This window comes from Archangium minus (assembly GCF_044360475.1).
GTDB lineage: Bacteria > Myxococcota > Myxococcia > Myxococcales > Myxococcaceae > Archangium > Archangium minus.
On sequence record NZ_CP043494.1, the window covers coordinates 12977864 to 13002461 of the forward strand.

General features: G+C 67.1%; 23 protein-coding genes. 9 read left to right on the forward strand and 14 right to left on the reverse strand.

Going from position 1 to position 24598, the window contains the following annotated elements; all coding sequences use genetic code 11:
- Positions 1–78 precede the first annotated feature (78 nt).
- Positions 79–732 carry an isochorismatase family protein gene (locus F0U60_RS53640; RefSeq protein ID WP_395812273.1) on the forward strand — a complete coding sequence of 218 codons (654 nt, stop codon included), beginning with the start codon at positions 79–81 and terminating at the stop codon, positions 730–732.
- A 93-nt stretch (positions 733–825) separates the two neighbouring features.
- Here the strand turns inward: F0U60_RS53640 and F0U60_RS53645 are convergent, their stop codons facing one another.
- Positions 826–1398 carry a hypothetical protein gene (locus F0U60_RS53645; protein ID WP_395812274.1) on the reverse strand — a complete coding sequence of 191 codons (573 nt, stop codon included), beginning with the start codon at positions 1396–1398 and terminating at the stop codon, positions 826–828.
- A gap of 790 nt (positions 1399–2188) precedes the next feature.
- Here F0U60_RS53645 and F0U60_RS53650 point away from each other — a divergent pair.
- From F0U60_RS53650 to F0U60_RS53660, 3 genes are all read left to right on the forward strand, one after another.
- Positions 2189–2539 (forward strand): hypothetical protein, encoded by a 351-nt coding sequence (locus F0U60_RS53650; RefSeq protein ID WP_395812275.1) that lies wholly within the window; start codon positions 2189–2191, stop codon positions 2537–2539.
- Positions 2540–2725: 186 nt separating this feature from the next.
- Entirely contained in the window at positions 2726–4279 is a 1554-nt protein-coding gene (locus F0U60_RS53655; protein WP_395812276.1) for a PAS domain S-box protein, read from the forward strand.
- A gap of 58 nt (positions 4280–4337) precedes the next feature.
- Positions 4338–5207, forward strand: coding sequence for an alpha/beta fold hydrolase (locus F0U60_RS53660; protein WP_395812277.1), 870 nt, complete (start codon positions 4338–4340; stop codon positions 5205–5207).
- Between the two features lie 42 nt (positions 5208–5249).
- On the opposite strand, the gene F0U60_RS53665 is transcribed toward F0U60_RS53660, so the two are convergent.
- From F0U60_RS53665 to F0U60_RS53685, 5 genes are all read right to left on the reverse strand, one after another.
- Entirely contained in the window at positions 5250–6206 is a 957-nt protein-coding gene (locus F0U60_RS53665) for an alpha/beta fold hydrolase (protein WP_395812278.1), read from the reverse strand.
- Complete coding sequence (locus tag F0U60_RS53670) at positions 6203–6700, reverse strand: Rrf2 family transcriptional regulator (protein WP_395812279.1); 498 nt, start codon at positions 6698–6700, stop codon at positions 6203–6205. The genes F0U60_RS53665 and F0U60_RS53670 overlap by 4 nt, the downstream gene beginning before the upstream one ends.
- 102 nt (positions 6701–6802) lie before the next feature.
- A complete protein-coding gene (locus F0U60_RS53675) occupies positions 6803–7522 on the reverse strand; it encodes a hypothetical protein (protein ID WP_395812280.1) in 720 nt (239 codons plus the stop codon).
- Complete coding sequence (locus tag F0U60_RS53680; protein ID WP_395812281.1) at positions 7519–8001, reverse strand: MarR family winged helix-turn-helix transcriptional regulator; 483 nt, start codon at positions 7999–8001, stop codon at positions 7519–7521. Before F0U60_RS53680 ends, F0U60_RS53675 begins: the two co-directional genes overlap by 4 nt.
- Positions 8002–8114: 113 nt before the next feature.
- The gene (locus tag F0U60_RS53685; RefSeq protein ID WP_395812282.1) at positions 8115–8888 is read right to left on the reverse strand and encodes an alpha/beta hydrolase; all 774 of its coding nucleotides are present in this window, start codon (positions 8886–8888) and stop codon (positions 8115–8117) included.
- Positions 8889–9029: 141 nt separating this feature from the next.
- Here F0U60_RS53685 and F0U60_RS53690 point away from each other — a divergent pair, with 141 nt between their 5' ends.
- Both F0U60_RS53690 and F0U60_RS53695 read left to right on the forward strand, forming a co-directional pair.
- Positions 9030–9716, forward strand: coding sequence for a response regulator transcription factor (locus F0U60_RS53690; RefSeq protein ID WP_395812283.1), 687 nt, complete (start codon positions 9030–9032; stop codon positions 9714–9716).
- A 16-nt stretch (positions 9717–9732) separates the two neighbouring features.
- Positions 9733–10878 carry a sensor histidine kinase gene (locus F0U60_RS53695; RefSeq protein ID WP_395812284.1) on the forward strand — a complete coding sequence of 382 codons (1146 nt, stop codon included), beginning with the start codon at positions 9733–9735 and terminating at the stop codon, positions 10876–10878.
- A gap of 17 nt (positions 10879–10895) precedes the next feature.
- On the opposite strand, the gene F0U60_RS53700 is transcribed toward F0U60_RS53695, so the two are convergent.
- From F0U60_RS53700 to F0U60_RS53715, 4 genes are all read right to left on the reverse strand, one after another.
- Complete coding sequence (locus tag F0U60_RS53700) at positions 10896–12386, reverse strand: S28 family serine protease (protein ID WP_395812285.1); 1491 nt, start codon at positions 12384–12386, stop codon at positions 10896–10898.
- 170 nt (positions 12387–12556) lie between these two features.
- Positions 12557–12889, reverse strand: a complete 333-nt coding sequence (locus F0U60_RS53705) for a CBS domain-containing protein (RefSeq protein ID WP_395812286.1) — start codon at positions 12887–12889, stop codon at positions 12557–12559.
- A gap of 162 nt (positions 12890–13051) precedes the next feature.
- The gene (locus tag F0U60_RS53710) at positions 13052–14536 is read right to left on the reverse strand and encodes a hypothetical protein (RefSeq protein ID WP_395812287.1); all 1485 of its coding nucleotides are present in this window, start codon (positions 14534–14536) and stop codon (positions 13052–13054) included.
- A gap of 144 nt (positions 14537–14680) precedes the next feature.
- On the reverse strand, positions 14681–15601 hold the full coding sequence (locus F0U60_RS53715; protein ID WP_395812288.1) for a polysaccharide deacetylase family protein: 921 nt from the start codon (positions 15599–15601) through the stop codon (positions 14681–14683).
- Positions 15602–15851: 250 nt separating this feature from the next.
- Here F0U60_RS53715 and F0U60_RS53720 point away from each other — a divergent pair, with 250 nt between their 5' ends.
- The gene (locus F0U60_RS53720) at positions 15852–17255 is read left to right on the forward strand and encodes a hypothetical protein (RefSeq protein WP_395812289.1); all 1404 of its coding nucleotides are present in this window, start codon (positions 15852–15854) and stop codon (positions 17253–17255) included.
- A gap of 19 nt (positions 17256–17274) precedes the next feature.
- Here F0U60_RS53720 and F0U60_RS53725 read toward each other — a convergent pair whose 3' ends face one another.
- A complete protein-coding gene (locus tag F0U60_RS53725; RefSeq protein WP_395812290.1) occupies positions 17275–18156 on the reverse strand; it encodes a LysR family transcriptional regulator in 882 nt (293 codons plus the stop codon).
- 74 nt (positions 18157–18230) lie between these two features.
- On the opposite strand from F0U60_RS53725, the gene F0U60_RS53730 reads away from it, so the two are divergent.
- Positions 18231–19220 carry an NAD(P)-dependent alcohol dehydrogenase gene (locus F0U60_RS53730; RefSeq protein WP_395812291.1) on the forward strand — a complete coding sequence of 330 codons (990 nt, stop codon included), beginning with the start codon at positions 18231–18233 and terminating at the stop codon, positions 19218–19220.
- A 64-nt stretch (positions 19221–19284) separates the two neighbouring features.
- Here F0U60_RS53730 and F0U60_RS53735 read toward each other — a convergent pair whose 3' ends face one another.
- The 3 genes from F0U60_RS53735 to F0U60_RS53745 all read right to left on the reverse strand — a co-directional run bounded on the left by F0U60_RS53735 (position 19285) and on the right by F0U60_RS53745 (position 23308).
- Positions 19285–21000, reverse strand: a complete 1716-nt coding sequence (locus F0U60_RS53735; protein ID WP_395812292.1) for a PQQ-dependent sugar dehydrogenase — start codon at positions 20998–21000, stop codon at positions 19285–19287.
- A gap of 314 nt (positions 21001–21314) precedes the next feature.
- Positions 21315–22325, reverse strand: coding sequence for an aminoglycoside phosphotransferase family protein (locus tag F0U60_RS53740; protein WP_395812293.1), 1011 nt, complete (start codon positions 22323–22325; stop codon positions 21315–21317).
- A gap of 53 nt (positions 22326–22378) precedes the next feature.
- The gene (locus F0U60_RS53745) at positions 22379–23308 is read right to left on the reverse strand and encodes a LysR family transcriptional regulator (RefSeq protein ID WP_395812294.1); all 930 of its coding nucleotides are present in this window, start codon (positions 23306–23308) and stop codon (positions 22379–22381) included.
- Between the two features lie 84 nt (positions 23309–23392).
- Here F0U60_RS53745 and F0U60_RS53750 point away from each other — a divergent pair, with 84 nt between their 5' ends.
- Positions 23393–24586, forward strand: coding sequence for an FAD-dependent oxidoreductase (locus F0U60_RS53750; protein ID WP_395812295.1), 1194 nt, complete (start codon positions 23393–23395; stop codon positions 24584–24586).
- The last annotated feature ends 12 nt before the right edge of the window (positions 24587–24598 follow it).

The following is a 24598-nucleotide window of genomic DNA, read 5'->3' on the forward strand; positions in this document are numbered from 1 at the left end:
CATTGAGGTTCCCAGCGGCGTTGTCGCTGGCGCACCACTCAATCACCCACTTCGCCACAACGGCACAAGGATGCTCCAATGACTTTCCGCAACGGCCTCTCTTCGCTTCTTCGTCCCGAGGACTCGGTCCTCGTCCTGATCGACCACCAGCCGTTCCAGCTCGCGAACGTGAACAGCCACGATCCGCACCTGGTGGTCAACCATGCAACGGCCTTGGCGAAGGCCGCCAAGGCCTATGGCGTCCCGACCATTCTGACGAGCGTGATCGCCGAGCGAGGCGGCCTCATCTTCCCGCAGATCACCGATGTCTTCCCGGGCCAGGAGGTGATCGACCGGACGTTCATCAACACCTGGGAGGACCGGAAGGTCGTGGACGCGGTCAAGGCCACGGGGCGCAAGCAGCTGATCATCGCGGGCCTGTATACGGAGATCTGTGTCGCCATGCCGGTGATCCAGGCCCTCGGCGAGGGCTGGGATGTGACGGTGATCACCGATGCGTGTGGCGCCTTTTCGGTGGAGGCGCATCAGGTGGCCATCCAACGCATGATCGCGGCCGGCGCCAACATGATGACGTGGCTGGCACTCGTGTCCGAATGGCAGCGCGATCACGCGCGGACGGCGCACGTGGCTGAATTCGTCGACCTGCTCAAGCACCATGCGGCTGGCCTCGGCATTGCGTTCCTGTGGGAGCAACAGTTGCTCAACACGCCCGTGCCCGGCAAAGCAGGATGACCTGGGCGGGGGTGTGTCGGCTCATCGGGCCTCGCATCCCCGTCACCGGCAAGGCCGGTCTGTGCGGTGCGGACGGCCCTCGTTCAGCCGACGTCAGGCCTTGATGTACTTCTCGGACACGTCCGAGAAGTCACGCTTCACATACCGCTCCAGCTGCATCGTGTTCACCGCAGGCAGCAGCGCCTGGAAGTGTTTCACCAGCACCCAGAAAGGTGTCAAAGGACTCGTACCAACGCCTCGCTCCCTACGAATCGTCTGACACCCGACGGGGGACACCCGACGGGGGGCGCTCGGGAGCGCTCCGGCCCGCTCAGTCGACGGAGATGTCGTCGAGTTCGATGGAGACGACGAGGGCCCCGAGACCGCGTGGTTCTGGGCATCACGGCCGTGGATCTTTCGCGCCGTGGGAATGACGATGCCGGAGATCTCCCGATGGCCGCTCATGTATTGCACGCTCGGCACGCCACCCGCGATGTCCACCTGGTAATCACGCCGGCGAAGCAGACCGTCCGCATCGACGTACAGCTTCTGCTCGGCGCTGTGCGTGGCGATATTGCTCGGAGAGGTGACCTTGAGCCGCCGCCACTTCTCGCCCTGCTCGTACCAGGGCTCGAGTTCCTTCGTCTGAACGCCAGGAAGGGTGAACGAGTACCTCCACCGTTCCATCACCGAGGGGGCCATTCTCGCCGCACGAGGTATCGAGAATGCTTGAATCCAAGCTCACGACGAGCGGATTGCTTCGCATGCACATCGGCTTGTGCCATCGCCAGGCAACGGTTAGAGAATATATCATACAAGAAATCCATTTCGCCCGGCGCCGCGCGATGGCATTTCCCGACTCCTGCTGGAGATGGAGTCGATTCCCCAGAGTTCGAACAGCTCCCTCTTCCCCGAGTGCACCCACTCCACGCTGCACCTGTAGTTGCCTGTCCGCGAATCCCTGGCCGGTGCACGGACACGGATGGAGGCACGAGCGCCACCAGAACTCTTGAACTTGCGCTCCGCCATGATGGGCCCAGTGGGTTTGCGGCCGCGCATCAGTCGAGTCACCGTGGTTCCTCCTTCTTCCTTGGAGGCTTACGCGGTCCCCCTCTTCCTGGACCAGATGAGAGGAGGGGTAGCTGAAGCCATGGAGGCTCTGCGTAATAAGCACGAGCGTATGTGTCCATGTCATGACGCGTCCTTGATGGCCCATGCCAACCCAGGCCACGAAGCGGTAGAGCGGCCCGCTGCACCCGCTCACCCCGCCCGTGGCGTGCCGGCGTCGCCCCGCCGGAGGTAGTGTCAAAGAACCAGAGGTTGGTGTCCGGAGAGCGGACCGTACGCAGGGGATGGGGACGGGCTGGCCGTTGAGGATGTTCCAGGAGGTGGGTCTCTATTTCGTCACGTTCAGGTGCTTCCAGGGACGGCTGTTGCTGCGTCCGAGCGCGGAGGTGAACGAGGTGGTGGGAGGCTGGTGTGGGCGCGGGGTGCCGCGCTCGCCTCCTTCATGCAGTACTTGCGCTCCAATCTGTTCAGGAAGGTAGAGAGGCTGGTGGACTGGAGCGGCGGTTTCTGGGAGAGGCGTTACTCGGCGGAGCCGGTGCTGGACGATGAGGCGATGGTAGGCAGGCTTCGCTGCGTGCTAGCCCATGGAGTGAAGGAGGGATTGGTGGAGAGGAGCGCCGAGTGGCCGGGCCTCACGTGTCTGCCACTGCTATTGGGGCCAGCGCGGCGACTGTTCCAGTGGTTCAGCTGGACGAAGCGCTGGAGCATGCGGGGCAGCGAGGACATGGCAGGAGCACAGGGGCGTTTCGCGGAGAAGTGAGCCGGTGGAGTTGGAAGTGGCGCCACTGCCGTGTTAGGAAGGGCTGCAGCGAGCAGGGGTGCCGAGGGAGAAACGGCTCGCTTGCTCCCTGCACCGGCCTTCCAACGGATGAGGACCGCCATCCGCTGTAGAGTCGTTGGAGCTGAAATTCTCCACGTCGCTCAAGCGTCACCTTGCGTGCTCTTCATGGATCAACAAAATTGCGCACGCTCCCTCGCTAGGGGTAACGGCAAGGAAGGGATCAACTCCTGCCATCCTCGCTCGCAGGAGGCCCTGGCTGACTTCGTCGACTCGGCTGCCCTGGGTCTTCACTGGGTCGCGCCCGATGGAACCATCCTGTGGGCGAACAAGTCAGACTATGAGCCGCTCGGCTACACGGCCGAGGAATACATCGGCCACAACATCGCCGAGTTCCACACGGACGGGGAAACCATCGCGGACATCCTCCAGCGGCTCACGCGAGGGGAGAAGCTCGTGGAGTACTCGGCGCGACTTCGATGCAAGGACGGCTCCGTGCGCGAGGTCTCCATCACCTCCAGCGTCCGCTTCGACGAGACCGGGAAGTTCCTCCACACCCGGTGCTTCACGCGGGACGTGACCGAGCACCTCAGGGTCGCACGAGCACTCCGCGAGAGCGAGGAGCGTTTCCGGATGCTGCTCGCGGGGGTGAAGGATTTCGCCATCTTCATGTTGGATGCGGGTGGCCGGGTGGAGACCTGGAACCTGGGCGCCGAGCGTCTCTACGGGCATTCAGCGGAGGAGATCGTCGGACAGCACGTCTCGGAGCTGTACACAGAAGAGTCCCGACGGGAGGGATGCGTGGAAGAGGATCTCTCGACGGCGAGCCTCCACGGCCGGCACGAGTCCGAGTGCGAGCGCGTCCGGAAGGATGGGAGCCGTTACTGGGCGCATGTCATCACCACCGCCCTGCGGGACTCGGACGGAAGGCTGCGCGGCTTCGCCAAGGTGACGCGTGACGTGACGGACAAGCGGAGGGCGGAGGAGGAGCGGGAGCGGCTTCTGCAAGAGCTCAAGGAGGCCGTCGCGGTCCGGGACGAGTTCCTGTCCATTGCCTCTCACGAGCTCAAGACCCCCTTGACCTCGGTGAAGCTGAACCTGCACGCCCTGGAACACCGCACGGAAGTGGCTGCCGGGAAGACGGAGGGGGAAGGGAGCCGCAAGCTCATGCGGATCCACGGGCAGATCGATCGGCTGGCGAAGCTCGTGAACAGCCTCCTGGATGTGTCCCGCATTACGGCGAACCGGCTCGACTTCCATCTCGAGGAGGTGGACCTCGGAGAGGTCCTCCAGGACGTGCTGGGGCAGTACAAGGAGGAACTCGACCGGGCGGGATGCTCACTGCACCTGAGGACGGACACGGGCGTCATCGGCAGGTGGGACCGGCTCCGCGTGGATCAGGTCGTCAGCAACCTGCTCTCCAATGCCATCAAGTACGGGCCGGGCAGGCCCGTCGAGGTGGACCTACAGCGGTTGGGGAGAAGCGCGCGCCTCGTCGTCCGGGACCATGGCATCGGCATCTCGGCGCAGGACCAGGAGCGCATCTTCCAGAGGTTCGAGCGGGCAGTGTCGATCCAGCATTACGGGGGCTTCGGCCTCGGGCTCTGGATCAGCCGGCAGATCGTCGACAACCTGGGGGGCTCCATCGCCGTTCACAGCGAAACGGGTCTGGGCTCGACCTTCGTCGTCGAGCTCCCCCTGAGTGGGCCCTCAAGGGGATGATCAACCCTGGCCTGGGCAAGACAGCGCCTCCCCCCTGATATTCTGCGAAGCTGGGACCATGGAACGCTTCGTCGAGGTGGCCGAGGGAGTCTCGCTCTGGGTCGAATCACGAGGTCCGGAGGATGCACCCGCCGTTCTGCTCATCATGGGCGCCACCGTCTCGGGACGGGTGTGGCCCGACGAGCTCGTCGAGCGCCTGGCCCGGAAGCACCGGGTCATCCGCTATGACCACCGGGACACCGGAGCGTCCACCCGGGCCTTCGACAGGATCCCCTACTCCGCGACCCGGATGGCCGAGGACGCGCTGGCCATCCTCGATGCGCTCGGCATCGAACGCGCGCATGTCGTGGGCCTGTCGCTGGGAGGCCTCCTGGTGCAGTGGCTCCTGGTCGCGCATCCCGAGCGGCTGCTCAGCGCCACGGTCATCGGGGCGCCCGCCCTCGAAGGCGCTCCCGCCCGCGCCAACGCGACGGCACGAGCCCCCATCGACCCGGACCTGTACGCGTTCTGGAGCCACATGTTCGAGCCGCGCGACCGCGAGGCGCAAATCGAATGGTGGGTCGAGAACTGGCGCAGACTCAACGGGAGGAAGCTTCCCTTCGACGCCGAGGAGTTCCGCGCACTCGAGCAGCGCATCATCGCCCACGCTGGCCGTCACGACACCTCGAATGCTCACGCGCGGGCTGACGCCTCCGGACTGGCTCGGGGGGCGGAGCTCGTTCACGTCACCGTGCCCACGCTCGTCATCGCCACCCCGGAGGATCCCACCAATCCCGAGTCCAACTCGCGGTTCCTCGCGGAGACCCTGCCTCGCTCCACCCTGGTGACCATCGACGGAATGGGGCACGCGATTCCACGCGCCGTCGTGCCCCCGCTCGCGGCGGCGCTCCTGAACCACATCGAGACCGTGGAGGGCCTGGCCCGTTGACTCTCGGGCTGTGGCGGCTTGAAGCAACGTGCTCATTCCCGGTCAGGCGGGCAGTGCCTTCAAGAAGGCCAGCAGCGCCGCGTTGACCTCGGCTGCGCGCTCTTGCTGAATCCAATGACCCGCGTCGGGGAGGACGAGTACATCCTTGAGATTGGGCACCAACGGCTTCATCTGCTCAACCGGGGAAAACGCGCGCCCCGGGTCCTTTTCTCCGATGATGAAGAGAGCCGGCTGCTCGATTCTGGCCGTCGCCAGTTCGGGCAACTCCTCCCAGTCGCGATCCATGTTGCGATAGCGATTGAGACCTCCACGGAAGCCGCTGCCCGTGAGCTCCCTCACGAAATACGCCAGGTCCTCTTCCGTGAGCCAGGCGGGGAGCGGACCGGGGGTGTCGAGACCCGTGAGGAACTTGTCGCCCTTCTTCTTGGCCCGTGCGACCAGGGCTTCCGAGTCGAACCCAGGGGCTCCGGCGAGGATCGTGCGCATCGTCCTCGGGATGTCCGCTTCGAACTCCGCCTCCGCGACGCCAGGCTCCTGGAAGTAGAGGATGTAGACCCACTTCTCTCCGAACATGGCCTTGAAGAGCTGCGTTGGCGGCATGGGTGAGCGGCCGAGGTGCGGCACGCTCATGCCGACGACGGCGCGGTAGCGGTCCGGGTAGAGCGCGGCGCTGTTCCACGCCATCGCCGCGCCCCAGTCGTGGCCGACGACGACGGCGGTCTTCTCCCCGAGCGCATCCAGCAGGCCGACATAATCGGCGAGCAGGGTCTTCATGCTGTACGCCTCGATCGCCTGCGGCTTGTCGCTGCGGCCGTAGCCGCGAACATCGGGTGCGACCGCGTGGTAGCCGGCGGCCGCGAGCACCGGGAGCTGGTGGCGCCAGGAGTACCAGGACTCCGGCCAGCCGTGGAGCAGCAGCACGAGGGGGCCTTCACCGGCCTCGGCGATGTGGAGGTGGATGCCGTTCGTCTTGACGGTGCGGTGCGTGATGGCAGTCATGGAGCTCGCTTTCGGTGTGAGATGGAATGACGCGCACGTCCTGCATGGACATCGGGTCTCTTCTTCGCGGGACGAGAACGATCGCGGTGAACGCTCTTCGCGATGTCCGCCACCGAGATGCTTCGCAGCTGCATCATGAGGAGCGCTTCGGCCTCGCCGAGCACCTTGCCGAGTGCATGATTGACGGCCTGCTCGACGAGGCATCCGGGGCTCTCGTGACGAGGGCCGATGCTGAACAGGGTGGGTGTTCCGAGCGCGTCGTACACGTCTCCCAGCGTCACTGAATCGAGCTTGCGCGCGAGCGACCATCCCCCGCCGTGCCCTTTCTCCGAGCGCAGGATCCCCGCCTCGCGCAGACCCGCCATGGTCCGCCGCACCACCACGGGATTCGCCTTCATCAACTGCCCTAGTTCCTCCGACGTCACCACGGGAGCCATCTCCTCCATATGGAGGAGAACGTGCAGTGCAACGGAGAGCCGACTGTCGCGCTTCATGCCACTTCATATGTTACGTGAGTGAGCAGGAGTCAAGGCGGAGTTGCAGCCAGGGAACGCACCTCCCGATTGGCAGGTGCGCGGCACCTCGATGAAGTCCCGCTACCGGAGCGCGCGCTCCAGGTCATCCGCGGCTCCCAGCTCTGACTGGAGGCGCTGGCGTTCCTCGGCGGAGAGCGGCACCTGCTGGAGCTCCGCGCGCAGGGCGCTGGCGCGTGCCTTGTCCCCCAGGGCCACCGCCAGTTCGGCGCGGGCCGCCAGGGCGCGGGCTCGGTCGAGAGGAGGGGCGGGCTCGTTTCGGGCGAGCGCCACGTCGAGGACCTTCGCCGCCGCGGCGTCGTCTGTCTTGAAGTCCCGGAGGCGGGCTGCCGCGGCCACCGCCTTCGCCAGCCGGGAGTCGGACTCCTTCCAGGGCGGGTACTCCTCGCCGCGGCTGGCTCCGGCCTTCTCGCGCCGCACGAAGATGACCGAGTTGCCGTTCAGGTCGACCAGGGTGAACCGGCCCTGGCCCGGCTTCATCCGCGTGAGGCGGGGGATGCCGGACACGGGCAGCTTGCCGAGCGCGCGGCGCAGCGCCTCGGCGAAGGTCGTGTGCAGGGGCTCCACCTCGGGCATCACCACCAGGCACGTGCTGTGGCTGGACGCGGGCTCCAGCCCCTTCAGGCCGTAGAAGTGCAGCTCGAAGTCCTGGCGACGCACCACGGCGTAGGGATTGGGGGCGGTCTGCCGGTACGTCACCTCGAAGCCCAGGGCCCGGTAGAAGTCCAACGTCTCGTCGAGCGAGACACAAGGCAGGAGGGGAATCGTCGACGTGCCGCTCATCGGGCACCTCCACCCTGGCGGCCAGTGGTGGGCGCCGCGGCCTCTTCGAGACACTGCCGCACCTGGCGCAGTCCTTCCGCCACGGTCTGCAGCGTCTTCGCGTCCAGCCTCGCCGCGAGCTGGTTCGCCCAGGCGGCCTGGCGCGCCTCCACCTTGCGAAGTGCCTCTCGGCCCCGCGCCGTCATCGTGATGAGCTTCGCGCGGCGGTGGTGCGGGTTCTCCGTGTATTCGATGAAGCCAGCCTGCTCCAGCGCGTCGGCGGTCTGCTGCACGCTCTGACGGGCCAACCCCATGATGCGCGCCACGTTCGCCACCGGCGCCGGCTCGTGGTCCACCACGCCGAGCACCTGCCAGCGCGCGCTGCTGAGCCCCAGGGGCTCCGTCAGCGCGTCGCCTGCCTCCAAGGCCAGGCCGTTGATGCGGAAGACCTCCAGCACCAGCTCCGTGAAGACCTCTCCTGCCGCCGTGAGTTTCGCCATGGACAGGGATATGCCAATTCGACAGGCGCCTGTCAACGTGGCACGTTCAGGTCTTCCGTCGTGCCGCGGCCCGCCCTGGCAGGTGCCGGGGCCAACGCATCGTCGAGTGGGGACTATCGCGTCTCGCTCAACCAGCGGCGCACCTCGTCGAGGTACTCGCGCGGCAAGGCGTGCCCGCTGTCGAAGGCCTTGCGCTCCTTGCGCTTGGAAGGCGCGGCCTCAAACAGCGCCTGGTTGTTCTCCGCCGTGGAGAACTGGTCGCGCGTCGCGGTCAGCAGCAGCCAAGGCTGCTGAATCCCGCCCATGCGGTTCACTGGCGCGGCGTCGCCCAGCACGGGGTCGACGTGCGGTGGCACCATCGTCACCAGATGCGTGACGCGTGGCTCGCGTGAGGCCAGCAGGAGCCCCACCTGGGCGCCCATGCTGTAACCCGCGACGAGCACCCGCGGTGGCTTGCCCTTGGCCAGCACCCGCGCGAGGAGCGCCTGCGCATCGCGCACGGTGTCCACGATCATCGCCTGATAGGGCGCGGTGTCCCCGTTGTGCGCTCGCTTCGCGAGGGCGCCGGGCTTCGCGTCGGGAGTCGCCCGTGCCCCGTGCCGCCTCGCGTCCATGAGGTAGACCCGGTAGCCGGAGCGCAGCAGGTTCTCCGTCAGCGCCCCGCCATACGTGGGAGCGGTATCAGACAGCCAGTCCTCCTTGTTTCGGGTAAGGCCGTGCAGGAGGACGGCCACGGGCGGATTCGCGGCGTCTCCTTCCGGTTCCAGCACCAGTACGGGAATCCGTTCCCCATCCTCTGCCTGGACCTCCATCGGCACGGTGGGACGGGCGGCATGGGCCACGGAGGTGGACAGGAACAAGAGACCCAGCAACAGGAAGCGCGTCATCGCGGTACTCCTCCTTGAGAGAGGGCACCCACACTGCCAACACACAGGTCAACCCCGCGTCAGTCACGCGTTGACACTCGTTTGACATGGCCGCTGGTACCATCCTCGTTGCGTCCGGAACAGGAGTCCGGCGCTCCCTCCATGCGCGTGCTCATCGTCGAGGACAATCGTGACCTCCAGGCCAACATCGCCCGGTTCCTGGAGCCAGACTTCCTCCTGGACTTCGCGGCCACCGGCCCCCAGGGGCTCGCGCTCGCGCTGGCCAACGCCTACGACGTCATCGTGCTTGATTTGATGCTGCCCGGCATGAGCGGCATCGAGGTGTGCGAGCGTTACCGGCAGCTCGCACCACGGCTCGTTCCCATCCTCATGCTGACGGCCCGGGACACGCTCGAGGACAAGCAAGAGGGCTTCCAGGCGGGCGCGGATGACTACCTCGTCAAGCCGTTCTCGCTCCGGGAGCTGCGCTGGCGCCTGGAAGCGCTGGCACGCCGGCCCGTTCCCCCGAGCGGGCGGCGACTGACCCTGGGAGGACTCGCGCTGGAGCCAGAGAGCGGACAGCTGCGCTGGGGCGAGCGCACCGTCCGGCTCCATCGCACCGAGGCTCTCATCCTGCGGCTCCTCATGGAGGCCGCGCCCGCCGCCGTCTCCACGGAGACGCTGGCGGAGCGGCTCTGGGGGGACGACGCGCCGGACTCGAGCGCGCTACGCACCCACGTCTACGCCCTGCGGAAGGCACTCGCCGGGTTGGGAATCGAGCATGCCATCACCACCCGGCGAAACGAGGGGTACTGCCTGGATGCGAGCAAGTGCCAGACCGATTCGTAATCTCCTGCTCCGCTCCATGTGGCTTTCCGCGGCGTTCGCGCTGGTGCTCATGGGCGCGTTCTTCACGCTCTTCAGCTATGACCTCGAGGACGTCATCTTCAACCGGCTCGTCGCCGCCGAGGCGGACCGGCCCGAGCCGGCGCATCTGCCGGGCATCACCACGTATTCCGGCCAGACCTCGCTGCCTCCCTGGCTGAGAGAGCGACTGGCGGAGGCGCCCCAGGGCGAATACGAGGTCCCCACCAATGGCCACGGACACTTCCACGTCGCGGTGCGCCCTGGCGCGGCGAATGGGAATCCCCGGTATGTCGCGCTCGACGTGTCCGCACTGACGAGCACGACGTCCCAGCTTCGGCGGAGAACCGACCTGCTCCTCACCAGCGCGCTGCTGGCGCTGCTGGCTGCCGCGCTGCTCGGCCACGTCGTGGCCCGCCGCCTCGGTCGGCCGCTGGAGCAACTCGTGGAACGGCTGCGGGAAGAGGACGGAGCGCTCCCCGAAGACGATGGCGGAGTGGCCGAGGTGCGCGCGCTGCTCGATGCGCTGCGAATGCGGGACGAACGTATCCAGGAGCTGCTGGAGCGTGAGCGGCGGTTCAACCGCGACGCGAGCCACGAGCTGCGCACGCCCCTGGCCGTGGCCCAGGGGGCGGTGGAGATTCTGGAGCTCGACCCACCCCGAGACGCGGAGACGTTCCGCCGCCTTCGCCAGGCCGTGAGCCAGATGGGCCTGCTCACGGAGGGCATCCTCTGGTTGGCGCGGGAGCGCCGCTCCGAGGAGCGCTGCGAGCTGCTCCGAGTCTCACGTGAGCTGGTCGCGCTGTACGAGCACCTGCGCCAGAGCGACCGCGTCGAGCTCTCCATCGAGTCCGCGGGGGAAGTCCTGGCCCCCCTCCCTGCCCCCGTGGCCCGGGTGATGCTGGGAAACCTCCTCAAGAACGCCCTCGCCTACACGAGCGAGGGGCGCATCGTCATCGGCATCGAGCCCACGGCGTGGACCCTCTCCGACACCGGCGTCGGCTTCGGCTCGGTCGAGCCGGGGCAGGAGGGCTTTGGCATCGGACTCTCCCTGGTGGAGCGGCTCGCCCGGCGGTTCTCGTGGGGAATCACCATCGACACACTGGAGCCCCATGGCACGCGGGTGCGGCTGACCTGGGAACGGTAGAGGCCGGCGAGTGACGGCTACTCCTGGGACGGCGGGCGGCGGCGGTCGATGATGAGCGACTGCACCGGCTCCTCGCCCGAGGCCAGGCGGGCCGCCTTCCGCGCGACGCGCTCCTGCTCCACGGGCTGCAGGCCCATCCACGTGCTGAGCCGCTCCACGGCGAAGGCGCGCTCGGTCTCCGGCAGGCGGGAAATGGAGGAGTTGTGGTTCCCGCCGGGGACGAAGAGCCGGTACGAGTCGTTGCGCTCGCGCACGTCGAAGGCGTTGGTGGACCACGGGTCCAGCTCGCCGTAGATGAACAGCATGCGCTCGCCGCGCGCCTTCACCCACGTCTCGATGAGGGGAATGGACCAGAAGTCGAACCCGTAGGGCTCAATCGGGAAGGGCACCAGGGCGGCGGGTGCGTACTGCCGCGGGTAGCGCACGAGCCCGCGCAGGTGCCGCTCGTCGGAGCGGTAGCTGCCCAGCTGCGTGCCCGCCTGGAAGTAGTAGGGCGCGTAGTACTGGATAGCCGGGTCACTGAAGCTGTAGTAGCCGACGATGCCGCTCAGCGCCTCCAGCACCTGCTCCGCCGGCGCGCCGGGCTCGGGGATGGTGGTGCACGTCTCGGGAGGGCTGTACTGCCAGAAGGAGAAAGGCAGCTCGAGGACCATGAACTCGAACGCCTTGTCCGCGCCGAGGAAGTCGAGCGGCGCGCCCCCGGCCGTCGCCGCCGCGGCGACCTGGGGCACCAGCTCCTCGCGACGCGACAGTGCGTCATGCTGGAAGTCGCGGATGCGCTCGCGGCACGCGGCGTCGCCCACGGTACTGAGGAAGTGGACGTAGCGCGGGTCCTGCGGGCCGTGGCTGCTGGGCGCCACGTAGGCCACGGTGGCGTCCACGTCGTTCGGGTAGAGACTGCGGTGGTAGACGGACGTCATGCCGCCCTTGCTCGCGCCGGTGCTCACCCACTTCGCGCCATAGAGGGACTTGAAGGCGCTGACGATGCGGTGGTGGTCCGCCGCGGCCTGCCCCAGCGTCAGGTGCGCCCAGTTGGCGGGCTCGGGGATGGAGGGACCGAAGAAGCGGTGCTCGACGAGGAGCTGGTTGGCCTGGAGGATGGCGGTGGGCTCCGTCTGTCCGGCGCTGGTGCCGATGCCATAGCCCGTGCTGGCCAGCACCATGGGCGCCTGCGTCGAGCGGTGCAGCAACGTCATGCGCTGCTGGAAGCGCTGGCCCTCCGGGTGCCAGTGGTCCGCCGGCTGGTCATAGGTGAGGATGAAGAAGCGCGTGCCGGGGATGCGCGTCGGGCCCTCCCGCACCGTGAGCCCGGGGATGGACTGCAGCGCAACCAGGATGTCCGGCTCCACGTCCTGCGCGGTGGAGGGGAGCGCCTGGGCGTTCACGGCCGCGACCTCCGCCGGCGGCGCCTCACCCTGCTCCGGTGGCGGTCCTTCGCCACACGCCTGGAGTCCCAATGCAATCGCGCACGTCAGCGCGGTGAACGGACGTCGAAAAAGCTTCCGCATGGTTCGAGAATCCCTGTCCGAATACCCCCGGAAAATTCCGGGTGGACTCTCAAACGCGGAGGACGGGTCGGTATTGCATCCGCAACGGGAGTACTTGCCGGCTGAAGTCATTTCTTCAGCCGGGTGAAACCAATCCCGGCCTCGTGACACTGGACCCTTGAGGCTCGGAGCTACTGCTTCCACTTCTTGCTGGTGCGGTACACGTCCACCAGCGGCGACACCAGCGACACCCGAGGGCGCCAGGAGGTGCCGTCGTCGTCCTCCTGCAAGGATTTCAGGGAAAGAATTTCCGACATACAGGCCAGCGGGGAGTGCTCCCACACCTTCCGCAGCTCCTCGGCCGTCACGTCGCCGATGAGCTCCCCACGCGACTCGTCCACCACCGGCAGCCGGTCCAGCCCATAGCGCTTCATGAGCGCCAGCGCCCGCACCACCGTGTCATTCGGAAACAGCGTCGCTGCCTTCGCCACCAACGCCTTGCGTGCTTCGAACTGCTCCGCCATCGCCCACCTCGCCACCCGAATGCTGCCCGGCGGGGCACATAGCAAAGCGCTCGCCAACAGATGCTCGGCAGGGGCCTGGGCGCGACCTTTTCACTGCCGGACACCCTGCGCGGCGCGGACCCGGGGCACTGAGGCCGCCCCGGGTCGACGCCCGGGCCCGCGCTACTGCGCGGCGGTCCACCAGCCGAACACGTCCACCTCCAGGTGGTCGGTGGCCGGCGGGTTGTCGATGTTCATCTGGATGAGGAAGTTCAGCGCGTTGCCCGCGCCGAGGCGGCTGACAAAGGTGGTCTCGTCGAGCGAGTCCTCCGCGGAGCCCACCAGGTCATGCGCGCGGGTGTACGCGGGCGTGACGTCCTCGGCGGCGATGCGCAGGCGCAGGGCCCCGTTGCCGTGGCTGAGGTTGACGCTGCGGTAGTGCAGGCGCCCGGAGACAGCGCGCGGCGCGCGGGGCAGGCCGGCCGGAGGCGTGAGCAGCGCCCGGCGGTCCCAGTTCCCCGTGTTCGTCGCCACCGCGGCGGTGGCTTGGGGCGCCAGCGTGAAGAGCAGACCCGGGCCATTGCCGTCGTCCGCCGCCGTGGCGCTGAAGTAACCCGTCACGTCCAGGCTCACGGAGGTGTCGGTGCTGGACCAGAGGCGCACGCTGCCGTCCTCGTTGACGTTGGACCAGAACGGGCCGCGCTCCACCTGCTCGTCCCACAACGTCGTGCCCTCCTCGGGGACGACCTCGCCGTCGGCGTACACGGCGTTGCGCAGCGGGAGGTGCCAGGTGCTGTTGGGCGGCACGACGAAGGCCTCCAGGCTGCCAATCACCACCCGGGCATTCTGGGGCACGGTGAAGGGCTCCTTGCGCACCAGCCCGTTGGCGTCCCTGACGTCCGTCGTCCACGTGCCCTGCACGGGCAGCCGGAGGGACTCACCGGGCCGCAGCAGCCGGCTGAAGCCCTGGGCGGTGGACGGGGAGCTCTGCAGCGTGGCGAAGAGGTTGCGGGGCCGGGACAGCAGGTGCAGGTAGAGCCCGCCCGGGCTGGGGGCCGCGAGGTAGCCCAGCAGCTCCACGTGCACGTTGACGCCGCTCTGCGTCTCCACCGTGAGGGTGCCGTCCGCGGACAGCGGGAGGATGACCACCTGCGACGTGGGCCGCGCCGGGCCCGAGCCCAGCCGGATGTACCCGGGGACGCCGGCCGCGGAGAACTTCACGACCGGGTAGCGCGAGGGCGAGCCAGGCTCATTGCCCACGTCGTTGTAGGTCCACGGGCAGACGAACTCCTCCTGCGCGGAGGAGTCGTTCCAGTACCAGTAGCAGTCGGCCCACTCGCCCGAGTACTCGGTGAGGGCCACGCGCGCCACAACCGCCCGCGCCGCCGCTGGCACAGCGCCAATGGCTCGCACCGGGTACGTCAGCACGCCCCGGAGGAACGTGCCGGGCGCGTAGTACGCGGCCACCGGGAAGCGCGTGTCCTGCGTGTCCAGCAGGTCGAAGGGGGTGAGCAGCGGGTAGTACGCCAGCCCGGTGCTCGCCGCGTCCAAGCCCTGGGGGGCCGTGCCCGGGGCGCCGGGAGGCTGGGAGGGCTGTCCGCCACAGGCGGCCAGCAGCAGTGCCGCAGCGAGCGCGGCCAGGGGGTTCCAGCGAAGGTGTGGGGTCATCGACTGAACTCGGTATGGGAGAGTGGCCCTGGGGGGCCGCCCTGTGTTTACGCCCTTCCGTCGCCCACTTCCGCCGGCAGATTGACTCCGTCGGGTTCGCCTATGACTGGGAGTCTCCTGCTACCGCACAAGGCGGCTGGATTCCTAGAATCCCTTCGCAGCCAGCGCGGCGATTTCGTAATCGCCGTCATCCACCAGCCGTTCCCATCCCTCGAACCTGCCGAGGCCCAGCACGCGGGACATCGACAGCAGCAGGCTTTGTCCCGCGACCGGGCGATCCGGCGCGAGCGCATAGATCGGGTCGGCGAACGCCGCCTGCGGCGTGGTGATTGTCCACCCCATCTGCTTGAACATCGCAATCACATCATCCAGCCACATCGCGTTGATCAGGTTATGGTGCAGGAGCATCACCTGCGCGATATCGCGGCCCTGCAGCTTCCGCGACAAGTCGCGATAGGCCAGGGCGCGCTGGCGGATGTGACTCAGATAGGCCTCTTTGATCGCACTCACGTCGGCGGCGGGATTTTTCGTCAGCGTCTCCACCAACTTGTCATTGAGCCGCCAGTCGCTGGTATCGAGGCTCACGTACGCATTCCGGTAGCCCTGCTGCTTGAGGAAGCCGCGCATGCCGTCGAGCTTCTCCGGCGTGTTCCCTTCGCGCAGGAAGGTAAAGCGGAACCACTTCTGATAACCCGGCAGGCCGCGGATGATGCGGTCACACTCGAGCAGTTCGCGCTGGTATGCCTCGAGCGGCACCTTGTGCAGGTCCGGATGCGTCATCGTATGGTTGCCGATCGCGTGGCCTGCCTTGCCCCACGCACGCGCCAGTGCCAGGCCCGCCTCGGTATGGGCGCCGTTCCCCGCCGTGACGAACAGCGCGGCCTGCACGCGATGTTTTGCCAGTGCATCCAGTAGGGCCTGGTTGCGCTGCTGCGCGTTCATGCGCGGCGTGTCGCTGACATGCGGGCCGTCGTCGAACGTGAAGGCCACGGATTGCGCTTGGGCGGCCATCGTCGTCAAAGCGAGCGCGGCGGCGGTGATGAATCGAACGGTCGTATTTCGCACGAGCCGCAATCTACTAAGGTCTTAGTTGGAATGCAACTAATGATTTAGTTTGTCAGCGACTGGAGAGTTGTCAGTGCCGCTCGAATTCTCTGACACCAGCTCAGCGGCTCAGCGACGCGAGCCACGGGCTAGGACTCAGAGTGCGTCAGCCTATCACTTTAGGATGATCGCCCTATGAATCGGGGCAGGCGCACAGGAGCGCCTTCCGCACTTGGCGTGGCCGTTCAGCAATCCTATCGAGGAATGGAACATGAACGCAGTCCGTCTGGACCGACATTCGTCATCTTGGATTCTCTTCCTGGCACTCTCCGTCGCGGGAGTGCACGCTGGCTGCACTTCTCCGTCCTCGGAGGGCCCTCCGCCACCCGACGCGGGGCCGCCTCCTGATTTCACCTGGGGCAGCGGCACGGACACCGGCAAACTCGAGGGCAACGTGTGGACCCCTGGGCGTGACGGGTCGGGACTCGTGAACCAGGGGTCGTGGGCGCTCGTCCCCAAGGGGCGGTGGATCGAGGTCGCGGGTACGCCGCTCACCTCGCTCGACGCGGAGGTCAAGGCGGCGCTCCCTGGCTTCCGGGCTCTCGGCTCCGGGGGTATCGCCGCGGTCATCAACGCCTACTCCGGCCTGGCGGTCGACGCGCCTCGCGCCCGCTGGTGGGCCTTCGGCGGCGGGCACGCCGACAGCTCCAACAACGGCCTCTACCGCTTCGACATGGCGAAGATGCGCTGGAGCATCGAGCAGCTCCCCGATAACCCGGTGAACTGGGCAGGCGTCACCTATGGAATCACGTACAGCAACTACCCGCCCGCCGCGGAGTACGCCAAGGCCCACCCGGACAGTGACGTCTTCTCGGATGAGTTCTTCGACCCGGACCGGCCCGCCGCGTCAACCGGCCACCCGGTGGCCCGCCACACGTACAACGGGCTCGTCTACAACCCGGACCTCCAGGAGGTGGCCTTTGGCGTCCGGCGGATGTGGCGCTACAGCCTGCTCACCCACACCTGGAAGCGCCACAACCCCTTCAACACCCCGGGTGCCACCTACGACGGGGCGACCGGATACGGCGGCTCTGCCGGCTGGACGTTCTGGGACGAGGTGAAACACCGGTACCTCTTTGGTCCCACGGAGAACTACAACTATTCGAGGTGGTGGTCCTTCGACACCGACGACCAGTCCTGGAACTGGGAGGTCATCACGCCCCCCGCCTGGTTTTTCGCCCAGATGGTCAGGGTCAATCGCAAGCTGGTGAGCTTCCCCTACCCGGAGTCGCAACACGATACCTTCCCTCCGAGGCTGATCACGGTCGACATGGACACGGGGAAGTGGGAGCGCCTGGACCTGGAGCACGACCTCGAGCTCTCACGCTGCTACACCGATTACTTCGAGGGAATGCTCTTCACCTACGTGCCACCGCTCAACCGCTACATCGCCGCGTTCCCATATGACCGCGACGGGGATGGGCGCTTCGAGTACCGGACCTTCGAGGTCGACCCGACGACCCTCAAGCTCAGCGAGGCGCCACAGTGGGAGGCCGGCGCCTTCGGCGGATGGCACGATCTCGTCAAGAACCGCTTCTTCTACCTGCCGACGCACGACGCCCTCGTCTACGTGCGCAAGGGAGAAGAGAACGTGCGCGTCTTCCGGCTCCCCTGAGCTGCTGGCCGTTTCTGGCCTATGAGCCCCCCTCGAGCGCGCGCTGATGGGGTTTGAAGGCTTCGTAGACGTGGTCCATGAAGGCGCGAATACGACTGTTGTTGCGAAGCTCGGGCAGCGTCAGCACCCAGAGATCGCGCGCCTCTTCGGAGAGGCGCGCCCCCACGCGCACCAGCCCTGGATCAGCGTCGCCGTCAAAGCACGCCAGGAAGGTGACGCCGATGCCGGCGGAGAGCGCGCGTCGGCGGACCGCGAAGTCGTCGGAGCGCAGCGACACTCTGGCTCCCGGCGCGTTCCGGGCCAGCCAGTTATCGAGCCAACGTCCATCGGAGCGCTCGTCTGAATGGAGCCACGGGAAGTCCGCGAGGGTGGCACCGGGGCCCACCCGCTCGACGAGTGAACGCGCGGCGTAGGCTTCGAACTGCAATCGACCGACACGGCGGCCCACCAATCCCTCCGCCGGATTGTTGTCCAGACGCAGCGCCACATCGGCCTCGCGGCGAAGGAGCGAGACCTGCACATTGGTCACGCCGAGGGTCACTTCCACCCCCGGATAACGCTGGATGAAGCTGGAAAACACCTCGGGAAAACCCGCGAACAGGAAGTCCACCGTCGAGACCCGCAGCCGACCGCGAAGCTCGGCGTCACGGCCCAGAAGCCGCCCCTCTGTCATGTGGATCTCCGCCTCCAGTCGCGCCGCGGTCTCGGCCAGCTCGTCGCCGGCAGCCGTGGCCGCGAAGCCTTCTTCGGTGCGGTCAAAGAGCCGGACGCCCAGCCGTTCCTCGGCCTCCTTCAGGCGCCGCCCGACGGTGGTCCGAGAGACCCCGAGGGTGGCAGCGGCGTCGGACAGCGTCTTCTCGCGGTGGAGCGCCAGCACGTAGCGAAGGTCGTCCCAGTCCATGCGCACATTTTTGCACGCCAGCATCCCGAAATCCGCCGTTGGGCGCCCATTTCCGCACGCGTAGGGTGGTCCACATGCGAACCATCTTGCAAAGCGGTTATGGCGAGCCTGAACGCGTCCTGGTGCAGGGCGAGAGCGACATCCCCACGCCGGGGGACGGTGAAGTCCTCGTCCGTGTGCACGCGACGTCGGTGAACACGCCGGACTGCATCGCCACCCTCGGAGCTCCCTACGCGTTGCGCCCGGTGATGGGCCTCCGTGCGCCCGTGTCGCCGGTCCGCGGCTCGGACGTCGCCGGCGTCGTGGAAGCGGTGGGCGCCCACGTCACTGGATTCGCACCCGGCGACGCCGTGTTCGGCTCGGTGTGGACGGGAAGTTACAAGCGCGGCGCTCCTGGGACCTTCTGCGAATACACCGTGGTCCCGGCGACGCAACTGGCGCACAAGCCGGCGAAGCTCAGCTTCGAGGAAGCCGCCGGGGCTGTGATGTCAGGCGTGACGGCGCTGGTGGCCATCCGCGATGTCGCTCGCGTCCGCGCAGGTCAGCAGGTGCTCGTCAACGGCGCCTCCGGCGGCCTGGGAACGTTCGCCGTGCAGCTTGCCAAGGCCTTGGGTGCCGTGGTCACGGGCGTCTGCAGCACGAGGAACGTCGAGCTGGTGCGTTCGCTCGGTGCCTCCCACGTCATCGACTACACGCAGACGAGCTACCCGGAGCAGGACGCGCGCTACGACGTCGTGATGGACAACGTGATGAACCACCCTCCGTCGGTATCGGCGCGCGTCCTCACCGCGAACGGGGTGTTGCTGCCCAACAGCATCGGCACCCACAAGTGGCTGGGGACGCTGCCCAGCATGGCCTTCGGGGCGCTCTTCAAGTCCAGGCAGTGGCGCACGATTCAATTCGTTCCATCGCGCAAGAACCTCGAGGACATCGGCGCGCTGATTCAGTCGGGCGCTGTGAAGGTTGTGATCGACAAGACGTATCCGCTCGCGCAGGCCGGCAAAGCCGTGGCGCACATGGCGAGCAGGCGCGCGCGCGGACAGGTCGTGATCAGCGCGATGTAAGCCCACTCCCACACGGCCGCAACCTGCTGATGGGACCGGGTTCAACCCGGTCCCATCATGACGCTCACGACTTCGGGGTCAGCTTGCGCAGCGCGCCGTCGCTGCCGCCCTTGACGTACCAAATGCTGCCATCGAACGGCGACACCTTCAGCGCGCGCACCGCACCGGTGTACACGCCGTTCGCACTGCGGCCGTAGCGCTCGACACCCTTGACGTTGTTCGTCGCCGGGTCAATCACCACGCGGTACAGCGCGATGGACGAGGTGGAGCCGAGCAGTGCGGAGCCCTTCCACTGCGGGAACAGGTTGCCGTTGTAGAACGCCAGCCCGGAGGGCGACATGGAGTTGGTGGTGGAGAACCAGCCCCAGTGCGCCGCCGGCTGCACGAACTGCGGCGCGGTGTCGTGGCGCGGATACGGCTGGCCCGGCATGTAGGCATCGCCGTTGTAGTGGTTGCCGTTGCTCACCAGCGGCCAGCCGTAGTTGCCGCCCTTGACGATGAAGTTGAACTCGTCGCCGGAGGCGGGACCCATCTCCGTCTCCCACAAGTTGCCACTCGCGTCGAACGCCAGGCCGTACGGGTTGCGGAAGCCGGTGGCCCACACCTGCCCGCGCACGCCGCCGGCCGACGCCTCGGGGTTGTCAGAGGGGGTGCTGCCGTCGAGGTTGAGACGGATGATCTTGCCCAGCCCGGTGTCCGGCATCTGCGCGGAGACACCGCGATTGCCGTTGGCGTCCGGAATGTCGCCGTCGCCGACGGCGAGGAAGACGTGCTGGCCATTCGGCGCGAACGCGATGCGCGCGCCCGGCTGACCGCGCATCGAATAGCGCGACGGCTCCTGCCAGACAATCTTGAGGTTGGAGAGGTTCGCGGCACCGGCGCTCTCGTCGAGGCGCGCGGTCGCCAGCGTGAGGTGGTTGTTGCCGTCCGCGGCCTTGGCCACGTAGCTGAACCACAGCGTGCGGTCCTGGGCGAAGTTCGGCGAGGCCGCCACGTCGTGGAGGCCGCTCTGGCCACCACCGCCGTTGGCACCCACCGAGACCGGCAGGCCGCCGATGGACGTCTTCGCGCCCGCGGACGTCACGATGTACATGCGGTCGCTCTTCTCAGTGACCACGACACGGCCGTCGGGCAGGAAGTCGAGGCCCCACGGGTTGTTGAACGTTGCCACGTCGGTGATGTCGAACGGCGCCGCGGGTTCCGTCTGGTTGCCAGAGATGCGCGCGTTGTACGACACGGTGGGCACCGTGCCCGGCGTGCCCGGCTGCTCCGGATCCGTGGGGTCGGTGGGATCAGTCGGGTTGCCGCCGTTACCGGTGGCGTAGACCTCGAACTCGAACAGCGAGTAGCCGTACTGGGTGTTCTTCTCCGTGCCGTACATGGAGACGAAGCGCGCCGAGACGGGATTGAACGAGATGTCTTCCGTGCCGCCCTTGCCGCTGGCGTTCGTGTACACGGTGGTCCAGTTGACGCCGTCGTTGGAGACGTTGATGGTGTAGACGGTGGCGTGCGCGTTCTCCCAGCGCAGCACCACGCGGCCGATCGACTGCTCACTGCCGAGGTCGACGGTGATCCACGAGGGGCTCACGAACTCCGAGCTCCAGCGGGTGTCCAGGCGGCCGTCGGTGGCGTTGGCCGCATTGAACGCCGCCGGGTTCTCGGTGCTGCTAACACTGACCGGTTGGTTCAGCGCGAGGTTGACCGGCGTGCTCTGCGCGAAGGCGCACGGGGTGGCGGCGAGGCCGGTCAGCAACAGTAACGAGCGTGACACACGACGCATGGCGGAACTCCATGTGTGGGGGGGTTGGCACAGGAAACTACGCTTGCGACAAGGCAGTTTCATTCCAAAACGAACGAGAGCACCGAATTGTGATGTCGGTCGCAATATCGGCAGGTGAGAGTCGTAGGAGACGCCGAATTCACGATACGCATACAGAGGACCACGCCTGCGGCGTATAAGAATATGGGAGGATTTTTGAGGGAACGGGCTGGAACGGAGGGGCCCTGAGGAGGACCCCTGTCCATCAATTCCTGAGCCCTAAGACTTGCGAATACAGACGTCGCGTTCGATGGACTGCCCCGCCAGTACCACGCTCAGAGCAGATCCTCACAGCCCAGATCCTGGAACGCGAGCACCGCCCGCTCCAGGTTGGGCCACCAGATGCTGCTGGGGCTGCCGAGCGACCACCAGAACACCGGGAAGAGCAGGGTGCCAATCACCGACTTGCGGTAATCGAGCCAGCACTCCTCCCAGCTGTAACGCACGCCGCCCTTGTTCAGACACCGCCAGTAGCGCCGCACCAACTCCTGCTCCATCCGCGCGCGCTGCTCCGGGAAGCAAGGCAGCGCGACGAGGAAGGCCAGATCGTGAGTGCCTGAATCGAAGCGCCAGTCCGCCCAATCGGCCAGGAAGAGCCTCCCCGCCTGACCTGGCCGGGGGAGCAGGAAGTTCCACGGATGGGAGTCGCCGTGGATCATGGTCACACCGCGTCCTTGCTGGATTCGATCCAGGCACATGCGGGGCCAGACCGCGAGCACCCGCTCGTAGAGCGCGCGGCGTTCATCGGAGAGGCGATCCTCCAGAGCGTCCACGAACGCACCAAAAGCCCCCAGCGTCTGCTTGAAGAGGAAGCCGTAGGACGGATCCCCATTCCGGGTGGCGAACCGCTCGCGCATCTGAGCGTCCTCCCAGCGCTGGACATGCAACCCCGCCAGGCAGTCCACCAGCTGCTCATAGATGGCCCGCGTGGGTGGCACGTTCTCGGGAAGTGATAGATGCGTCCCGGTCATGTCATCGAAGAGCAGCCAGGTCACCTCCTGCTCCACCTGGCTGCCCAGGCAGCGAAGCGCGGGGGCGTCTCGCAGCGTGGGCTTCACCTCGGTGTGGAACACCACCTCCGAGGAACGGTTGCTGCTCTTCAGGAACAGGGCTGTGGGCGCGGTGGAAGGCGCGTCGGCGGTGTACTGGACTTGCAGCCGCGCCACCGTGGAGAAATGACGCGACGAGCGCTCCACCTGCACCGCAGCCACGGCTCCCGAAGGAAGAGAGCCCCCGGCCCGAAGAAGTTCTGTGAGCCACTCTGGCTGGATGTCTTCGATTTTCATGCGGAGGCATATACCAGAAGGCTCTGTGCATAAGAGGGCTGTCGCGCCGAGGCCTAGCCCACTCCAGGAGGGCGCATGGCTCCGAGGACGAGCTCCCGGAAGAAACGCGCTCCCTCATCGGCATGTGTGCGCTCGTGCCAGAGGAGGTGCATCTGAAAAGGCGGTGGGGCCACGGGCAGCTCGAGAATTCGCAGGGGCAGGTGTTGGGCGAGTGACTCCGCCACGAGGCGCGGCAGGCCCGCGAGCAGATCGGTGGTCGCGGCGACCATCGCCGCCGCGGCGAAGCTGGGCACCACCAGGGAGACGGACCGCCGCAGGCCGTGCCGCTGAAAGAAACCCTCGATGAAGCGGTGCCCTACACCTGGCCCTTCAATGGAGAGCCAGATGTCCACGTGCTGGAGTTCATTGAAGGCCTGCTTCGACAGCCGCTTGCCCACCTTGGGGTGATCCCTGCGAACCACCATCACCGCTTCGTCGCGATACAGCTCCGCCGCGTGCAGTCCCGGCGTGGCTGCCTCGAGCGGGCCAATGACAGCATCCACCTGTCCGCTGGCGAGTCCGTCCGTGGCCTCGAGTTGGTCGATGCTGACGATCCTCAGCGTCGCGCGAGGCATCCGCGCCGAGAAAACCGCGGCGATCCTCGGCACCCTTGCAAGCTGGTCATTGTCCGAGCACGCCAGCGTGAACATCCGGTCGGTCTGGGCGGGCACGAAGGGGGCGTCGGCCTCTTCCAGTGCCCCCTGCAACTCCTTCAACGCGGCTCGAAGGCGCGGGGCCAGCTCGGTGGCCTTGCGTGTAGGCACCAGGCCGCGCCCCTGGCGGACCAGCAGGGGATCTCCCAGCAGGCCGCGCAGCCGTCCGAGCGCATTGCTCACCGCCGAAGAGGTCACGTGCAGCGACGCCGCGGCCTTCGCCACGCTCTTCTCCTCGAGCACCGTGTGCAGCACGAGGAGCAGGTTCAGGTCGAGGGAGGACAGGTTCATATCAGTGTACGATATGATCACGAATCATCACTGCAAGTGAATCGGTGTCTCCGCATATGAAGCTGGAAACGGAGGTCGAGAGACATGCGCAAAGTGCTGATTGTGGGGGGAGGCATCGCGGGACCGGTCCTGGGAATGTGGCTCAAGCGGCTGGGGCTGGAGGTCTCCATCATCGAGGCCCGGCCAACGGCCGCGGTGGGAGAAGGTGCCTTCCTGGGCGTCGCTCCGAACGGGATGAATGCCCTGGAGCCGCTGGGAGTGGCCGCCGCCGTGGCTGCCGCGGGAAGCGCGTGTGAATCCTTCCAGTTCATCAATCGAAAGGGAGAAGCCATCGGCTCCATCGATCGCAGCGGGGATGCGAGCGCGTTCGGCAGGCCCCTGACGATGATCCGACGTGGACAGTTGAACGCACTCCTGGCGGAGGAGGCCGCCCGGCAGGGCGTGGACATCCGGTGGGGCCAGCGGCTCGTGGCCGTGGACGAGACCCACCCGAGCCACGTCATGGCCCGCTTCGAGGATGGCTCGGAGGCGTCGGCGGACCTCCTCATCGGCTGTGATGGGCTGCGCTCCCGGGTGCGGTCGCTCATCCTCCCGGACGCCCCGGCCCCGCGCTTCACGGGGCTCCTCGATTACGGTGGCTTCGCCCAGGGCGTCCAGGTACCCGTGCCGCCGGGCGTCAACCTCATGCTCTTCGGGCGGCGGGCCTTCTTCGGCGCCTTCGTCACGCCGTCGGGGGAGATCTGGTGGTTCCACAACGGCGCGCCCGAGAGCCCGGACCTGGAAGCACTCCGAAAGCACTCGGACCCTACCCGGGAGCGCGAGCGACTCCTGGAGCTCCATCGGGAGGATCCGCCGTGGGTCAGCGACGTGATTCGCGCCACGCCGAAGCTCCTGGGGCCCTGGCCCATCTATGACCTGCACGCGATGCCGCGGTGGCACTCGGGCCGGGTCTGCCTGCTGGGGGATGCCGCGCATGCGATGTCTCCGAGCGCGGGTCAGGGCGCGTCCCTCGCCATGGAGGATGCGCTGGTGCTGGCCCAGTGCCTGAGAGACATCCCCACCCCGGCGAAGGCCTTTGCCGCCTTCGAGAAGGCCCGTCGTCCCCGGGTGGACGCCATCTTCCGCGCCGCACGCCGCAACGGGAGCGGCAAGGCCGTGAGCGGCGCGGTCTCGGAGTGGTTTCGGGATCGGCTGCTGCCCTTCTTCCTGCGGCTCGGCGCCTCCGGCCAGTCGAAGATGTACTCGTACCGCCTGGAGTGGAACCAGTCGCGTGCGTGAACCGCGAGCACT

Coding starts and splice junctions, on each gene's coding strand:
- F0U60_RS53670 (WP_395812279.1), bottom strand. CDS start 6,700: ATGAAGCGCGACAGTCGGCTCTCCGTTGCACTGCACGTTCTCCTCCAT.
- F0U60_RS53665 (WP_395812278.1), bottom strand. CDS start 6,206: ATGACTGCCATCACGCACCGCACCGTCAAGACGAACGGCATCCACCTC.
- F0U60_RS53750 (WP_395812295.1), top strand. CDS start 23,393: ATGCGCAAAGTGCTGATTGTGGGGGGAGGCATCGCGGGACCGGTCCTG.
- F0U60_RS53645 (WP_395812274.1), bottom strand. CDS start 1,398: ATGGAACGGTGGAGGTACTCGTTCACCCTTCCTGGCGTTCAGACGAAG.
- F0U60_RS53700 (WP_395812285.1), bottom strand. CDS start 12,386: ATGCGGAAGCTTTTTCGACGTCCGTTCACCGCGCTGACGTGCGCGATT.
- F0U60_RS53695 (WP_395812284.1), top strand. CDS start 9,733: ATGTGGCTTTCCGCGGCGTTCGCGCTGGTGCTCATGGGCGCGTTCTTC.
- F0U60_RS53720 (WP_395812289.1), top strand. CDS start 15,852: ATGAACGCAGTCCGTCTGGACCGACATTCGTCATCTTGGATTCTCTTC.
- F0U60_RS53640 (WP_395812273.1), top strand. CDS start 79: ATGACTTTCCGCAACGGCCTCTCTTCGCTTCTTCGTCCCGAGGACTCG.
- F0U60_RS53680 (WP_395812281.1), bottom strand. CDS start 8,001: ATGGCGAAACTCACGGCGGCAGGAGAGGTCTTCACGGAGCTGGTGCTG.
- F0U60_RS53655 (WP_395812276.1), top strand. CDS start 2,726: ATGGATCAACAAAATTGCGCACGCTCCCTCGCTAGGGGTAACGGCAAG.
- F0U60_RS53735 (WP_395812292.1), bottom strand. CDS start 21,000: ATGCGTCGTGTGTCACGCTCGTTACTGTTGCTGACCGGCCTCGCCGCC.
- F0U60_RS53730 (WP_395812291.1), top strand. CDS start 18,231: ATGCGAACCATCTTGCAAAGCGGTTATGGCGAGCCTGAACGCGTCCTG.
- F0U60_RS53710 (WP_395812287.1), bottom strand. CDS start 14,536: ATGACCCCACACCTTCGCTGGAACCCCCTGGCCGCGCTCGCTGCGGCA.
- F0U60_RS53745 (WP_395812294.1), bottom strand. CDS start 23,308: ATGAACCTGTCCTCCCTCGACCTGAACCTGCTCCTCGTGCTGCACACG.
- F0U60_RS53690 (WP_395812283.1), top strand. CDS start 9,030: ATGCGCGTGCTCATCGTCGAGGACAATCGTGACCTCCAGGCCAACATC.
- F0U60_RS53705 (WP_395812286.1), bottom strand. CDS start 12,889: ATGGCGGAGCAGTTCGAAGCACGCAAGGCGTTGGTGGCGAAGGCAGCG.
- F0U60_RS53740 (WP_395812293.1), bottom strand. CDS start 22,325: ATGAAAATCGAAGACATCCAGCCAGAGTGGCTCACAGAACTTCTTCGG.
- F0U60_RS53675 (WP_395812280.1), bottom strand. CDS start 7,522: ATGAGCGGCACGTCGACGATTCCCCTCCTGCCTTGTGTCTCGCTCGAC.
- F0U60_RS53660 (WP_395812277.1), top strand. CDS start 4,338: ATGGAACGCTTCGTCGAGGTGGCCGAGGGAGTCTCGCTCTGGGTCGAA.
- F0U60_RS53725 (WP_395812290.1), bottom strand. CDS start 18,156: ATGGACTGGGACGACCTTCGCTACGTGCTGGCGCTCCACCGCGAGAAG.
- F0U60_RS53685 (WP_395812282.1), bottom strand. CDS start 8,888: ATGACGCGCTTCCTGTTGCTGGGTCTCTTGTTCCTGTCCACCTCCGTG.